Source organism: Seonamhaeicola marinus, from assembly GCF_008085455.1.
Genome location: NZ_VSDQ01000852.1, coordinates 14,695 through 29,669, shown reverse-complemented (window position 1 = coordinate 29,669; position 14,975 = coordinate 14,695). Strand labels below are relative to the sequence as shown.

Below are 14,975 nucleotides of genomic sequence, written 5' to 3'. Positions count from 1 at the left end.
CTTCGTCTTTTAAAATGGTGTCATAAAGTGGGTGTAGATCTAACGGAACTGCCGCTAATTCTAAGTTACAACCCGTTTGTTGGCAGAATTTATTCCATAGCTTATCAATTGCCGATTCAAAAGCATCAAATTTTCTAACAGCTATTCTAAATTTGGAATTTGCCATTACACTGAAATTAACTCATTAATTATAGCCTGTGTATGTTCGCCTAACGCAGGTGAACCTAAAGGAGATTTTAGAACTTCGCCATCAATTCTAATAGGGCAGCGTGTGGTTTGGTATTTAAAACCATCGCCCATAACTACTTCTTGAATCATATCTAATATTTTAAAACCTTCTAGTTCAAAAAGTGTATCCCATGTCATTACATTAGCACACCAAATATCAGCAGGTTCTAATATAGATAACCAATGTTCTGTACTTTTATTAGAGAGTGTCTCTGCAAGTAAGTCTTTAATCTCGTCTCTTTGGTTATACCAACTTTCGACATCTTGAAATTCTCGTAATTTTTCGTTTCCTAATAACTCACCTAAAAACGGAATAGAGCCCATTGCTAAGGCTAAATAGCCGTCTTGAGTTTGGTAAACGCCATAAGGCGCTCCTAAATAAGCATGAGCACTATGGCGTTGAGGTCTTACTGTTGGTTGCCCACCATCATGATAAAAAGTGGTAATGGATTCAAATTGAAAATCTAAAATAGATTCTAACATACTTACGGATACCTTGCTGCCAATGCCAGTTTTAATGCGTTTTAATAAAGCTGCCATGATACCTTGAACCAAATGTCCTCCCGATAAAATATCTACTATAGCAAGTCCTACGGGTGTGGGGCCATTACCTTCATTACCATTTAACCAGGTTAAACCAGATAGTGATTGCAATAATAAATCTTGCCCAGGTTTAGTTTTCCATGGTCCTTCTGTGCCATAGCCTGAAATCTCACCATAAACTATTCTTGGATTTATTTTTTTTATGGTATCATAATCAAACCCAAGTCTATCAATAACTCCGGGACGGAAATTATGAACAAGTACATCGGCTTTTTCAATGAGTTTGAGAACCCGTTGTTTATCACTATCGTTTTTTAAATCGGCTTGAAAACTTTCTTTGTTTCTATTGATAGCTCTAAAAACAGAAGATTCTCCATTTAAAATAGTATTTGACACATATAGCTGTCGGCAAATATCTCCTGTTTCAGGACGCTCTACTTTTATTACTCTGGCTCCCAAATCTGCCAGGCGTAACGTGGCTGATGGAGCAGATAGAAACTGACTTAAATCTATAACTAGTATATCTTCTAATGGTTTCATCATAACTTATAGATTAAATTCTTTAATAATGGCTTCTGTATGTTGGCCTACTCTTGGTGCAGGCTTTTCAGCAAAGACACGTTCTTCATTAATTCTAATAGGACAACGGGTGGTGTGTACTTCTTCACCAGAAAGTAATTGTAATTTTTGATCCCAATTTAAAACGTTGTAAGCTTCATGGTTTAGAAGAGTTTCGTAATCAAAAACATCTGAACACCAAATGCCTTCGCTCTCCAACAAACCTAACCAATGCGCAGTGGTGTTGTTTATTAGAAAAGAGCGAAGGATATCCATTATTTCATCACGCTGACTAAACCATGAATCTGAATCTGAATATTTGGTTAAATCTTCACATTGCAATATTTCACCGAGTCTAATTAAAGAGCCCATGGCAAGTGCAATGTAACCGTCTTGTGTCTTGTAAATGCCATAAGGCGCTCCTAGATAGGCGTGAGCATTTCCTTGTTTTGCCCGTACAGGTTTTTTATGACCATCATTGAGGTATGTTGTAATTACTTCAAATTGAAAATCTAAAGTAGACTCTAATAAGCTAACCTCTACTAATGCGCCTTTGCCTGTTTTTTCTTTTCTAATAAGACTAGATAATATACCTTGAGATAAGTGTACACCAGTAATTAAATCGGACAATGCAGCACCTACAGGAATGGGGTTGTCATCCGCATTTCCAGTTAAATTTGCAAAACCAGACATGCATTGTATAAGTAAGTCTTGCCCTGGTTTTTTAGCCCAAGGTCCAACAGCTCCATATCCTGTTACGGTAGCATAAATTAGCTGTGGATTTATTTGTTGTACCGTTTCATAATCTAGTCCAATTTTTTCCATAACACCTGGACGGAAGTTATGGGTCATAACATCAGCTTGTGCAATTAGTTTTTTTACACGTTCTAAATCTTCTGGGTCTTTCAGGTTTGCAGCATAAGAGTCTTTATTCCTATTTACAGTGTGAAATACCAAACTGCTACCGTCTAAAAACAAATTTTTAAGAGCTATCTGTCTTCCTGCTTCTCCCTTAACGGGACGTTCAATTTTTATAACACGAGCACCTAAATCTGCTAATTTTAATCCAGCCGAAGGACCTGCCATAAACTGCGCAAACTCAAGTACCGTAATGCCTTCTAATGGTTTCATCTTTTATATATCTAATGATTTTTTGTATAAAGTGTTTAAGCTATCTAATAAAACTTTTTCATCTCCACCATTCATCATATAATCTCTAATTGGAGCGCCAGCTCTATCTTGAAAATACATATGCCCGTTGTAACGCGGTCTTAAAAAGGCTCTGTCTAAACTAGGTAAAGTATTCTTAAAAAAGTCTTTTGTAACCGTATTTGTGTGCGCGTCTGTCCAAGCTTTTCTGTGTCCTGGTTGTCCGCCATTATCAAAGAAAATTGTTTTTTGCGAAGCTTCACATCCTGTGTATTCCACGTATTTCATTACGGTATCAATGGCTTTTGTTTGAGCAGAAACAGCAAGTCCTGTACCTCCAAGCGTAGAAATAGCACCAACACCATTAATTTCTACCATATCATGAAAGTGAAGTAACTTGCGCGCATAACCATCTCTACTGTAGTTGGTGTAACCATATGCCCACGGACAGTAAGCATATTTGTCTGTTTGCGTCATGACTTCGTAGCATTGAATAGGATTCCAGTCAAAAATTTGCGGATCCATTTCCACAGCCAATTCTCTTAGCATTTTTAAAGCTTTTATGCCAATTTCTTCGCTTACCACATAGTCCGGTGATGTACAAACTTCTTCACCTAAGTTACAACACATCATGTAGAAATTCATTAATGTATCTTGAGGAATTCCAGGCATAATAACCAAACCTTGTTTAGCAAGTGCTAGTAAATCATTATAGGCCTTTGGTAGTTCTAACCCTTTTTCTTTAAAAATATCTGGTCTACTAGAAGCCACTGGAGTAGCGGCATCTACTGCTAAAGCCCATTGATGGCCGTTAGAAGAATAACTTTCGTGAGAACGTCCAACGGTATTATCCTCAAGGTCTTTCATAAATTCCTCGGGTAAGTATTCATCTAGAGGTAATATGACGTTATTTTTACCTGCAAAACCAGCCCAAGGGTGATCTATAATTAGTAAATCGTATCGTTTGGCTAGTTCATCAATTGGTTCATCTGCAAAAGCCTGTAACGACCTTTTTTCCCATACTATGTCAACATTAGGGTGTAATTCACAAAAACGTTGTGCTGTTGCAACCACAGAGGTAAAACCTCTACTGTGATTCCAAGTAATTCCTTTTAACTGTACACGTTCAGTACTCATTTATCTAATTTTTTATTTTTAATGACCTGTTGAAATATCTGTTCCTAGTTTACTTCCATATGCTATAATGATGAAGGATATCACTAAAACTACCAAAGCAATAACTAATGTAAAATAGGTGCGCTTGGTAACTTGTTTCCATTCCTTTAAAACAATACCTACTATATAACTAAAAAATATAAGCATGGACATATGTAAAACCCAGCTTGCAAATTTGTAGGCTCCCATTTGAACATGTCCTATGCCGTAAAAGAAAAACTGTCCATACCATAGGGCACCACTTAAAATAGACATTCCTAAGTTTAAAAAGTAATGCTTTTTGCCAACCCCTTTTATGTCAACAACCTCTTTTAGAGTTTTGTTCTTTAAGCCAACAATTGTAAACCAAATAAAGTTAGTAATAAAGGCACCTCCCGTTGAAAGAATTAGGTTAGCATTGCCTTCAAAATTACCAGCACCATAGTCAGCGGCAATTTCAGCCACAGGAGCACCAACTTCTAAGGAAATACCAAATACTGCAGATAGAACACCGGCAATTAGAGTTAGTGTTAAACCTTTCTTCATGTTGAAGGTTAGGGGTTCTCCATTGTTAGCATTATTGTTTTTTAAGTCTTTTTCTTTACGATAACCAGCAACCCCACAAATGATAATACCAATTAGTGCCAAGAACATTCCGAAGAAGATTGTATAGCCACCAGGAGCGTTAAATTTTTCAACTAAAGTTCCGTGCATTATTAATGGAACAATGGTGCCTAATATGGCCGATATACCAATGGAAATTGTATAGGTAAGAGAGTAGCCTATATGTCTTATGGCGAATCCAAAACACATGCCTCCAAAACCATATATGGCTCCTAATAGTGTTGCGTTAATTAGGATTTCATTTGAGGCATCATTAAATACGTCTAGTAAATTAGGAACAGTTAAGAAACCTATTAAGAAAGGGAATATAAACCAAGCAAATGAAGCTTGTACAATCCAGTAAGAATCCCAGGACCATTTTTTTACTTTTTGAAAAGGAACATAACATGTTGAAGCAGCTACACCACCAACAGCATGAATGAGAGTTCCTAAAATCGGATTAGCCATAATTGAATTTAAGTTTAATTAGTTTAAATACAAAATTATGTTTTATATATGAAATAAACAAAGAAATTAGAATAGTTTTATTAATATTGCGTAATTCATTATTAAATATGGCTGATTCAAATACTGTAAAATATAACGCTCCTGCTTTAGATAAAGGTTTAGATATTTTAGAATATTTATCTAAAGAAAGGATTCCTTTAACACAAGCTGAAATTGCTCAAGGCATAAATAGAACTCCAAGTGAAATTTATAGAATGCTGGTGTGCTTAGAGGAACGCGGATACATTGTAAGAGGAGCTAATGCAGGTAAATATAGGTTGTCTTTAAAGATGTATAGTCTTTCGCATTCGCATACGCCTTTTGATGAATTAAAAAGGGTAGCGCATTACCCAATGCAAATGTTATCGGAGGTAACAAGACAGTCCTGTCATTTAAGTATAATGAATAACGATCAGCTTTTAATTATTTCCCAAATGAGAAGCCCTAGTGCTGTATCGCTTTCTATTGAAGAGGGTACGCATTTTCCTTTATCAATGACATCTTCTGGAATAACGTTTTTATCTACGCTATCAAAAAAAGAAAGATTAAATATCCTTTCGAGAGATGCCTATTATAAAAAGTGGTCAAAAGAAGAAAAGGATGCTCTAAATCAAGAAATTGAATTGGTAAAGGAGCAAGGACACCGTTATGCTAAAAGTAAATTAACTAGTGGTGTTACAGATATTTCAGTTCCTGTTGGCAATAATACCGAATTAAAAGCTGTATTAGCGGTTTCTGTCTTTACATCTACATTAGAAGAAGAACTAGATGTACAAACTATAATAGATAGTTTAAAACATACCCAAGAACAAATTAATAAGCTTATTGGAGGGTAACCCTTTAATACACACAACTCAAATTTTCCTAAAGACGTATTACGTTGTTTTTTAAGTGTTAAAAAGCAGCAAATTCCTATTTGTATAGTTTTTGTCAAGTCTTTTGTTTAGTTTTATTTTATATATAAATGGTAAGTTTGTATATAAACTAAACTAAATGTCTTCCAAAAACCAAATATTCATAATTAAAATAGCTGCAATAGTTGCATTAGGCGGATTCTTGTTGGGCTTTGATGCCTCTGTGATTTCTGGTGTGGTAAAATTTATTGAGCCAGAATTTAACTTATCGAAGATAGAATTAGGGTGGGCTGTGAGTTCAATTACCTTAACAGCTGCCATTGGAATGCTAATTGCTGGACCCATGAGTGATGTTTATGGTAGGCGTTTATTACTAAAATATGCTGCAATATTATTTACTATATCGGCCGTTGGTTCTGCACTTTCTCTAACTTTTTTCTGGTTAATAGTTTTCAGAATGATTGGTGGTCTGGCAGTCGGAGCCGCTTTAATTATAGCGCCAATGTATATTGCTGAGGTGGCACCACCAGAAAAAAGGGGGCAATTAGTGTCCTTTAATCAGTTAAATATAGTTATCGGTATTTCAGTTGCTTTTTTTACGAATTACTTGATTTTAAAATGGGGAAATTCTAATGCTTCTTGGGCAGAAACTATAGGTCTGGGTAAATGGAATTGGCGTTGGATGCTTGGTTTAGAAGCCTTACCAGCACTATTGTATTACTTCGGATTGTTTATTGTTCCCAGAAGCCCACGTTGGTTAATGCTGCAGAAACGCAACGACGAGGCCCTTGAGGTTATGAAAAAAGTGGTACCAAATGCGGATTTAGAAGCGCGAATGGAAGAAGTTGCTCTAAGTATAAGTTTAAATAAGGATAAGAAGAGAGCTAAACTTTCAGATTTATTCCAAAGGAATATGCGAAAAGTGGTTATCATAGGACTAATAGTAGGCATATTTCAACAAATAGTTGGCATTAATGCGGTATTGTTCTATGCTCCAATGATTTTTGAACAAACAGGAATAGGAACCGATGCTTCTTTTGTTTCAGCCGCTTTGGTAGGGCTAACAAATCTTGGTTTTACCATTATCGCTATGTTAACCATAGATAGGTTTGGAAGAAAGCCACTATTAATTATTGGTATGGCAGGAATAGCTATTTGTCTGTTTATTTTGAGTTATGGTTTTGGTAGCGCTTCCTATGCTTTAAACAAAGATTCCATTGCAAATTTACCTCCAAGTATTGATAAAGAAAGTATAGTGAAACTCGAAAATAAAGTTTTTGACAATGATATTGATTTCAAGTCGGCTTTAGTTTCAGTTTTAGGAAAAGAATCGGCGCATGTTAATGAGGGCACTTTAGTAACAGCGGCTGCCAAAATGAATACCTCATTAATTTTAATAGGCATTATTGGATTTGTTGGGGCTTTTGCAATGTCTATAGGTCCCGTTATGTGGGTGCTGTTTTCAGAGTTGTTTCCAAATAAAATTAGAGGAATTGCTATTGCTGTAGTGGGCTTGGTTAACCTAATGGTGGGCTTTTTTGTACAGTTGTTATTCCCATGGGAGCTTTCAAAATTAGGAAACACTTTAACGTTTCTAACCTTTGCTGTATTTGCCATTATTGGTTTCATTTTAATATGGTGGAAAGTACCCGAAACTAAAGGGAAGTCTTTAGAAGAGCTAGAAAAAATACTAACTAAATAAAATATTAGAAAAATACGAACTAAATGAAGAACATTAGTCAAGACGAAAAGGAATATCTCCAAGGAAATGGGGAAACCTCTAATGACAAAATTGTCTTAGATCTTTCTGGGAACAATTGGCAAATGGAAGGTATTAGGCCAGGCGAAGGTGTTAAAATCGGATTCCATGAGTTAAATTTTGACATCACCGGAGACGCATTCAATTGGGGATTTGCCAAAGTGCCAGGTGATGTATATACAGACCTTTGGAGACAGGGTAGAATTGAAGATCCTCATTTTGGAAGAAACAGTTTAAAAGCTAAATGGGTTCCCGAAAATGAGTGGTGGTACAAGCGTCAGTTTGATGTTCCAAAAGAAATGGAAGGCAAGCGTATTCAATTGGTGTTTGATGGTGTAGATTTTGGTTGTGATGTTTGGTTAAACGGTGAATTATTAGGAACACACGAGGGCATGTTTTCTCAGTTTAAATTTGATGTGTCAAAAACCATCCGATTTGAACGTCTGAGGTTTGGAACTAATGTGCTCATGGTCCGTTTACACCCAGCTCCTAGACGCTACAGTCAGGTAGCGGGTAGAAAACCCGCGTGGCATGGAGATTATTGGGTTGCCTTACCTCCAACAGGAATTTGGAAACCTGTGTATTTAGAAGCTATGGGAAACATTACCATAGAAGATACCTACGTAAAACAAACGGTTTTATCTGAGAATTCTGCAAGATTAGATATTGAAATTGAGCTCCAAAACCACAATAACTCTAGTAACCAAATAAGAGTTGAAGTAGATATTGAAGGTAAAAATTTCAAATCAGAAAACTATACTATTAATACTGATATAAACATGAATTCTGGATCTCACAATTTAGAACTAAGTTTAGATATACATGATGCCAAGCTTTGGTGGCCTTGGGATTTAGGAGATCAAAATTTGTATACTGCTACAGTTAAAGTTACCGAGGCCGATGGGTCTATTCTGGATGTAACAGAAACCTCTTTTGGTATTAGAGAAGTAAACATGGAACATAACCCAGGGTTCACTTTAGATGAAGTAGAAAACCCTTGGACGGTTATGATAAATGGTAAACGCCATTTTATGCGCTCAGGAACATGGGGAGGTCCACCAGATATTTTTATGGGTAGAGCTCATAAAAGCAAGTACAAAGAGTTAATAAGATTAGCAAAAGAAGCTAACTTTAATAATTTAAGAATCTTTGGTTGGCATCCCGAAGAAATTCCATATTTCTATGAATTATGTAATGAAGCCGGAATTACAGTTTGGCAAGATGTATTGCCACTAGCAAGTCTTTCATTACCTAAAGATCAAGAGTTTAAAGATGCCGTTTTTGCTGAGGCTATAGCCTCTGTAAAGGCACAAAGAAACCATCCAAGTATAGTTCTACTAGAAGGTTCGGAGGAGTTGTTCATGACCGCTTCAGACCCTCAGCACAATTTAAATTTTGTAAATGAGTTAGGGGAAGCTATTAAACCTTATACGCCCCTGCATTACATTCCGTCATCACCTTTAAGTGATGAGGTAGGACTCAATCTTGGGTTTAAACCTAAAGAAAGCTTTCATGCTAATGATTTGTTTTATGGTGAAGGGGAGTTTGTAATGGAAGATTATTTTCCAAGTCTGGATTATGCGGTAATACCGGAGTTAGCAATTTCGTCATGTCCAAATATTGATAGTATTAAGAAATTTATTCCTGAAGAAGAAATTTGGCCACCAGGACCAAGTTGGGGACATCATTGGACGGATTTTGATGCATTAAGAACTTTAAACTTTGAAGTACTCGGAGATCAGGCAACAGACAGTTTAGAGCATTTTGTAACGGCTACTCAAGTTGCTCAAGGTGTTATTTTTCAATATGCCTTAGAACATTTTAGAACTAGAAAACCCAAGACAAGTGCTATTTGTATTTGTCATTACATAACTTTTGCTCCAGATATGAAATGGGGAATTGTAGACTACTATCAAGAAAAGAAGTTATCTTTTGACCATGTTAGAAAAGCCTATCAACCTGTTTTGTTAACAATGAAACACTACAATAGAAGATGGCTTCCGGAAGAAGAATTTAAAGGTGAATTATGGGTTGTAAATGACTACTATAAATCATTTAAGAATTGTAAAGCATCAATAAAATTCTTAGGTCCAAATAAAGAACTAGTCAAAGAAGAAAGTTATAAATTTGAAGAGGTAGCGGGTGATAGTTCTACCAAATTTATTGATGTGTCCTGTAAAGTTCCAGGGAAAATTGGCGATAAATTCTATGTGGAAATGATATTAGAAGATGCCAATGGTAATGTGTTATCTTCTAATGATTATATGCTATTGGTGGAAGATAAAGTAAAAGAAAAGGCGGCGTTAAGAGCTATTGGTTTAGAAGCTTTTGAGATAAAGCAAAAGTATGGTTGGGCTAATTACTTTAGATATTTTCCAGGATTAGGGGCAGAAGAAGGAGAACTAGAAGCCGATGAAAAATTACCAATAGCAAGAGGATTTGATAAACTATAAGAGCATATGTTTCAATTTAAAAAAACAGAAAGATTGGGCGTTATCACTTTAGATAAAGCGCCAGCCAATAGCTACGATATTCATTTCTTTAAGGAATTTGAAAAGATTTTAAATACTATTGAAGTAGATCCTGAAATAGCTGTGGTTTTGCTTAAAAGTGCTATTCCCAAATTCTTTTCAGCAGGAGCAGATATAAAGGTGTTTCAAAGTAATACCTCGGAGCAGAATCAAGAAATGGTGGCCATGGCAAATAAGGTCGCCAACCATATAAATAAAAGTTCAAAGATATTCTTGGCATTTTTAAACGGACATACTTTGGGTGGTGGCTTAGAACTTGCCTTAGCATGTGATATCCGTTTGGCATCTAAGAAAAAGTTTTTATTAGGATTACCCGAAGTTAAATTAGGTTTAATGCCAGGTAATGGAGGCATTCCAAGATTAGCGAGTGCCGTTGGAATTTCAAAAGCTTTTGAAATGGTAGTGTCTGGAAACAATATAGATGCCGAAGAAGCCTTTAGAATCGGCCTGGTTAATCAACTCTATGATGAGGAAAATGCAGAAGTACAAGTTTTAGAATATGCTACAAATTTATCCCAAGGGCCAAAACTTGCAATGGCAACCATTAAACAGACATTTTCAGAGGGTATTGGGAAAAGTTTAGACGATTTTTTGAAACTTGAAAAAGAAAAGGTAAGCACCCTTTATGATACGCATGATGCTAAAGAAGGCTTTTTAGCTTTTGTAGAAAAACGAACACCTAATTACGAATAAAATAAACTAAATAATATGAGTCAAACTAATATTAAACACTATCCGTGCTACATTAATGGAGAATGGTTAGATAGTTCCATAAGAGAAAAAATAGAGGTTGAAAACCCGGTTGATAATGAAGTTTTTGCAACGGTAACATCTTGTACTAAAGAAGATGTTCAACATGCATTAGAAACTTCCCAGAAAGCGCAAAAGAGCTGGGAGTTAACACCTGCAAATACAAGAGCAAGTCATATTTATGAAATTGCTAATAAGCTAAAAGCAGAACGCGAACATTTTGCTAAACTTTTAGTTATGGAACAGGGAAAAACTTATGCAGAGGCTTTAGGAGAAGTAGATGATACGGTAACCTACATGACCTATTCAGCAGAAGCTGCTAGAAGAATTCAGGGGGCTATTTTTCCAGCTGAAGCCAAAAATATTAGACTTTCTATTTATAAAGTACCCTATGGCGTAACAGTAGGTTTATGTGCGTTTAATTATCCTTTAGCTCTTATTGGAAGAAAAGTTGGACCAGCATTGGCAACAGGAAATACTATGATTATAAAACCGCATGAGTTAACGCCAATCACAGCTTCTGAGTTCTGTAGATTGGTAGATGAGTCAAGTCTTCCAAAAGGAGTTATCAATATGGTATCTACCAAGACAGCTGATGCGGCTTCGCTTTTAGTTGAAAGTCCTATTACAAAACTAATATCTCTAACAGGAAGCACCAGAGCTGGTAGGGCTATGTATAGAGCGGCAGCAGAAAACATTACTGGATTAATTCTGGAATTAGGAGGTAAAGCACCTTTTATTGTTTGCGAAGATGCCGATATTGATAAAGCTGTTGAAGCAGCAGTTATTTCTCGATATGCTAATTGCGGACAAGTATGTATTTGTAATGAAATGGTCTTTGTTGATGAAAAAGTAGCAGATGAGTTTACTGAAAAGGTCGTGAAACGTGCACAACAAATTAAAGTAGGTGATCCGTTTGATGCCTCTGTGGCAATGGGACCAAATGTAAGTACATTGGGGCTAGATAGAGTAGATAAACTAGTGCAGCAAAACGTAGAACAAGGCGCAGAAGTATTACTTGGTGGAGGAAGACCAGACGGCGCATATTTTGAAAAAGGAAATTGGTATACACCTACTATTCTAGGTAATGTTAAGGGAGATGGAGCTACGGTTAGCCAAGAGTTATTTGCACCAGTAATGCCAATTGTAAAAGTAGGTGGTTTTGAAGAAGCAGTAGCTTTGGCCAATGATAGGGAAGAAGGTCTTTCGGCATATTTATACTCAAACGATTACAGAGTGCATCAAAAAGCCATTGATACCATGGAAGTAGGAACTATTTTTATAAACCAACAAATTATAGGAAATATTCAAGGGTACCATTCAGGACATAAAACCTCGGGAATTGCAGGAGAGGATGGTATCTATGGTGTAGATCATTATCTTCAAAAGCGTACAATTTATTTAAATTATGATTAAAAAAGCGTTTGGCTAAACATAAGTACAACGCTTTTAACCATTAGTTTCATAAGAGGTATCTTATAGTATATAGTTTTGTAGTATAAACTATTTATTATGAGATACCTTTCTACTTTTTTAGTGTTGGCTGTTATGCAGTTTTCAATGGCACAAGATTTAACTATTCCACCAAAACGATATGTTGATTCTATTAAAATTGAAAATGCAATAAAACGTACTAATAACAAATATCCCCTGTCAGATCAAGAAAACTCTAAGAATTGGAAACTACTTAAAAAATACTCCGATGAGTTTGATGCAAAGACTTTAAATACGGAAAGATGGTATCCAAACAACCCTGGGTGGAAAGGAAGAAAGCCAACATATTTTCATGGTTCTAATGTAAGTTTGGAAAATGGAGAGTTGGTGTTTAGAGTAAATCAACACGGTAATGAAAAATTACCTGAAGGATATACACATTCTACAGGATTCATAAAAAGTAAAAACAGATTCTTATATGGTTACTTTGAAGCTGAAGGAAAGCTAATGGATGCCCCTTGGGTATCAGGGTTTTGGATGACTAACGTATCAAAAGACTGGTGGACAGAAATTGATATTTGTGAAAATGCCCCTGGTTTATATTACAACCGCCATGATTTAAATTCTAATATTCATGTGTTTAGAGCTCCAAAAGACAAAGGAGACGTTAAAAAACATTTCTCCAGAACTAAAAAGTATTACTTTCCTTTAGAATTACATGAAGATTATCATGTTTGGGGATTAGAATGGACACCTGAGTATATCCGTTTTTATATTGACGGTCTACTGTTTAGAGAAGCCAAAAATACCCATTGGCACCAACCACTAGAGATTAATTTTAACTGTGAATCTAACAAGTGGTTTGGCGCGTTACCAGATGATAACCGTTTAGATGGCGAGTATCATGTAAAATATTTTAGAGTGTGGGAATTAAATTGAGGTAAAACCTTTTGGGAAAGGAAAACTATATATAATTTGGTTGTGTGAAAAGTATATACTTTAGAAAAGGTTTAGTTTTTGTGATGTTAATTGGTTTTATTTCTTGTAAAATTGATCAAAAAAATAACAAGAAGCTATTATCAGAATCAGCCCATATAATTAAGTCTTATCAAGATAGTATAAGTAGTTCGAATAGTACCGATATATCTCGGAGATATAGAGATTCAGTTTATCGCAAAATTATTGATAGTTATATAGGAGATCATAAGTTTAAAGATTTTGCAAATATTGTGTTTAATACTTCTAAATTACAAAAACCGTTGTTTATTGAGGTAACTTCTTCCACTTGTCCCCCTTGTAAATCTCAAATACCTGCTTTGAACAAGATAGTAGAGAAGTACAAGGATAGTGTGGATTTTGTATTATTATTTGGAGATAATACTCAAAAGGTTAAACAATTATCTTCAATGTATAACGACGAGATTGAATTGATACCTAATAGAGGTAGTTATAAACAGCCATTAAATTTTTCTGGATTTAAACATGGTATGGGTTATCCTTCAAAATACTACATTGATGTTAATAAGAAAATTGTTCACTATTCTAGTGGTGCCATGATGCCAAATGGGAGCATAATAACTAGAGACAGTCTAGGCAGAATAATAAAGGAAACTCTCGTTACGGAAAAAATTGCTGATAGCATGAATTTTGCCAAATTAGAGGCTGAAATTCAATATTTATTGACCCAAAATAGATTCCTGCCTTCGCAGGAATGACAAACCTTTAGTTTTTCAACATTTTATAAACTTCTGCTCCTGCAGCAAGAAAAGCGCCAGTGCCATAAACCTCAGTTTTATCTGCCCAAGCTTTTCCGGGAGCTGCTCCTATTGGCTGAACATAACCTAGCATACCATCTTTTGTAATATGACCACAAAGGCTGTTCCATGCCCTTTCTATGTGTGGTTGGTAGGTGGCTCTGTCCAATAATCCATTATTTACACCCCAAGCAAGTCCAAACGTGAAGAATGAAGTACCGCTAGTTTCTGGGGTGGGATATACATCTTGACTTAGTAAACTCATTGCCCAATGTCCTTCTGGTGTTTGAATTTTAATGAGTTTTTTTGCCATTTTAAGATAGATGTCTTTAAAATAGGCATACGCCTTAGAATCTTCTTCATATTCATCCATTAATAGTGCTAAACCTCCGAAAACCCATCCATTTCCTCTAGACCAAAATATTTTCCTACCGTGGGCTAATTTACCAATGTAGCTATTATCTCTGTAGAATAAGTTCTCATCAAAGTCAAATAGATGTTGTTTTGTGGCTTCATATTCTTTAAGCATCCAATCCGTGTATTTCTTTTCACCAGTAACATTAGTAAGTTTCGCCGCAACAGGAGGAGCCATAAACAAAGCGTCGCACCAAGTCCAACGTTCTAAGTGTTTATAATTATCTAAGGTAATGGGTTGCGAACTTGGATTTTCAATAACGTAATCAATACCTTTTATCGTTGGATTAATCATGTTTTTATCACCATACTTTCTATATAACTCAATATACATTTGTCCAACAGCATGGTCATCAGCATGATATGGTCTACGGTGAAGTTTCCAGTTTTGTTCATCACCAATGCTTTTAAGCCATTTCCAGTATTTGTTCTTTTTTGTGGTTTCTGCATGTTTAACCATACCTACGTATAGAGCTGCGTTTGTCCAGTCGGCAATATGGTGAGGCTTATTTCTAGAAAAGGAATCTCTAAAATGTTCAATCTGCCAATCGGCAACTCGTTTCATTTGTTTTTTTACAGATGAAGGTTTTATAGATTGCGCTTCTATGCATAGTATAGAAAGAAGTAAGCTTAGGAATAGAAATGATCTACGATATTTCATAAAATGCGATAATTTAGTTTAGTTATGTGCTAATATATAAAAAAATACAATCGATTGTATTTTTTTATATTTGAA

At 35.6% G+C, this 14,975-nt stretch carries 12 protein-coding genes; 7 read left to right on the top strand and 5 right to left on the bottom strand.

Annotation, left to right across the window (positions count from 1 at the left end; translation table 11 throughout):
• Positions 1-165: 165 nt before the first annotated feature.
• Genes FUA24_RS23965 through FUA24_RS23950 form a run of 4 tightly spaced genes read right to left on the bottom strand, consistent with a single transcriptional unit; the run spans position 166 to position 4,704 of the window.
• The gene (locus FUA24_RS23965) at positions 166-1,314 is read right to left on the bottom strand and encodes a CaiB/BaiF CoA transferase family protein (protein ID WP_317131977.1); all 1,149 of its coding nucleotides are present in this window, start codon (positions 1,312-1,314) and stop codon (positions 166-168) included.
• Between the two features lie 3 nt (positions 1,315-1,317).
• The gene (locus tag FUA24_RS23960; protein ID WP_148545860.1) at positions 1,318-2,460 is read right to left on the bottom strand and encodes a CaiB/BaiF CoA transferase family protein; all 1,143 of its coding nucleotides are present in this window, start codon (positions 2,458-2,460) and stop codon (positions 1,318-1,320) included.
• 3 nt (positions 2,461-2,463) lie between these two features.
• Positions 2,464-3,615 (bottom strand): ABC transporter substrate-binding protein, encoded by a 1,152-nt coding sequence (locus FUA24_RS23955; protein WP_148545858.1) that lies wholly within the window; start codon positions 3,613-3,615, stop codon positions 2,464-2,466.
• An 18-nt stretch (positions 3,616-3,633) separates the two neighbouring features.
• Positions 3,634-4,704: an L-rhamnose/proton symporter RhaT gene (locus FUA24_RS23950; protein WP_148545856.1), complete on the bottom strand. Its 1,071-nt coding sequence runs from the start codon at positions 4,702-4,704 to the stop codon at positions 3,634-3,636.
• 107 nt (positions 4,705-4,811) lie between these two features.
• Here FUA24_RS23950 and FUA24_RS23945 point away from each other — a divergent pair, with 107 nt between their 5' ends.
• From FUA24_RS23945 to FUA24_RS23915, 7 genes are all read left to right on the top strand, one after another.
• On the top strand, positions 4,812-5,579 hold the full coding sequence (locus FUA24_RS23945; protein ID WP_148545854.1) for an IclR family transcriptional regulator: 768 nt from the start codon (positions 4,812-4,814) through the stop codon (positions 5,577-5,579).
• Positions 5,580-5,736: 157 nt separating this feature from the next.
• Positions 5,737-7,299, top strand: coding sequence for a sugar porter family MFS transporter (locus FUA24_RS23940; protein WP_148545853.1), 1,563 nt, complete (start codon positions 5,737-5,739; stop codon positions 7,297-7,299).
• A gap of 23 nt (positions 7,300-7,322) precedes the next feature.
• The gene (locus FUA24_RS23935) at positions 7,323-9,809 is read left to right on the top strand and encodes a glycoside hydrolase family 2 protein (RefSeq protein WP_148545851.1); all 2,487 of its coding nucleotides are present in this window, start codon (positions 7,323-7,325) and stop codon (positions 9,807-9,809) included.
• A gap of 6 nt (positions 9,810-9,815) precedes the next feature.
• On the top strand, positions 9,816-10,580 hold the full coding sequence (locus FUA24_RS23930) for an enoyl-CoA hydratase/isomerase family protein (protein WP_148545849.1): 765 nt from the start codon (positions 9,816-9,818) through the stop codon (positions 10,578-10,580).
• 15 nt (positions 10,581-10,595) lie between these two features.
• Positions 10,596-12,053, top strand: a complete 1,458-nt coding sequence (locus FUA24_RS23925; RefSeq protein WP_148545847.1) for an aldehyde dehydrogenase family protein — start codon at positions 10,596-10,598, stop codon at positions 12,051-12,053.
• A gap of 96 nt (positions 12,054-12,149) precedes the next feature.
• Positions 12,150-13,010: a family 16 glycosylhydrolase gene (locus tag FUA24_RS23920; RefSeq protein WP_148545845.1), complete on the top strand. Its 861-nt coding sequence runs from the start codon at positions 12,150-12,152 to the stop codon at positions 13,008-13,010.
• A gap of 44 nt (positions 13,011-13,054) precedes the next feature.
• A complete protein-coding gene (locus FUA24_RS23915; RefSeq protein WP_148545843.1) occupies positions 13,055-13,786 on the top strand; it encodes a TlpA family protein disulfide reductase in 732 nt (243 codons plus the stop codon).
• Positions 13,787-13,793: 7 nt separating this feature from the next.
• Here FUA24_RS23915 and FUA24_RS23910 read toward each other — a convergent pair whose 3' ends face one another.
• Entirely contained in the window at positions 13,794-14,900 is a 1,107-nt protein-coding gene (locus tag FUA24_RS23910; RefSeq protein WP_148545842.1) for a glycoside hydrolase family 88/105 protein, read from the bottom strand.
• Positions 14,901-14,975: the final 75 nt, after the last annotated feature.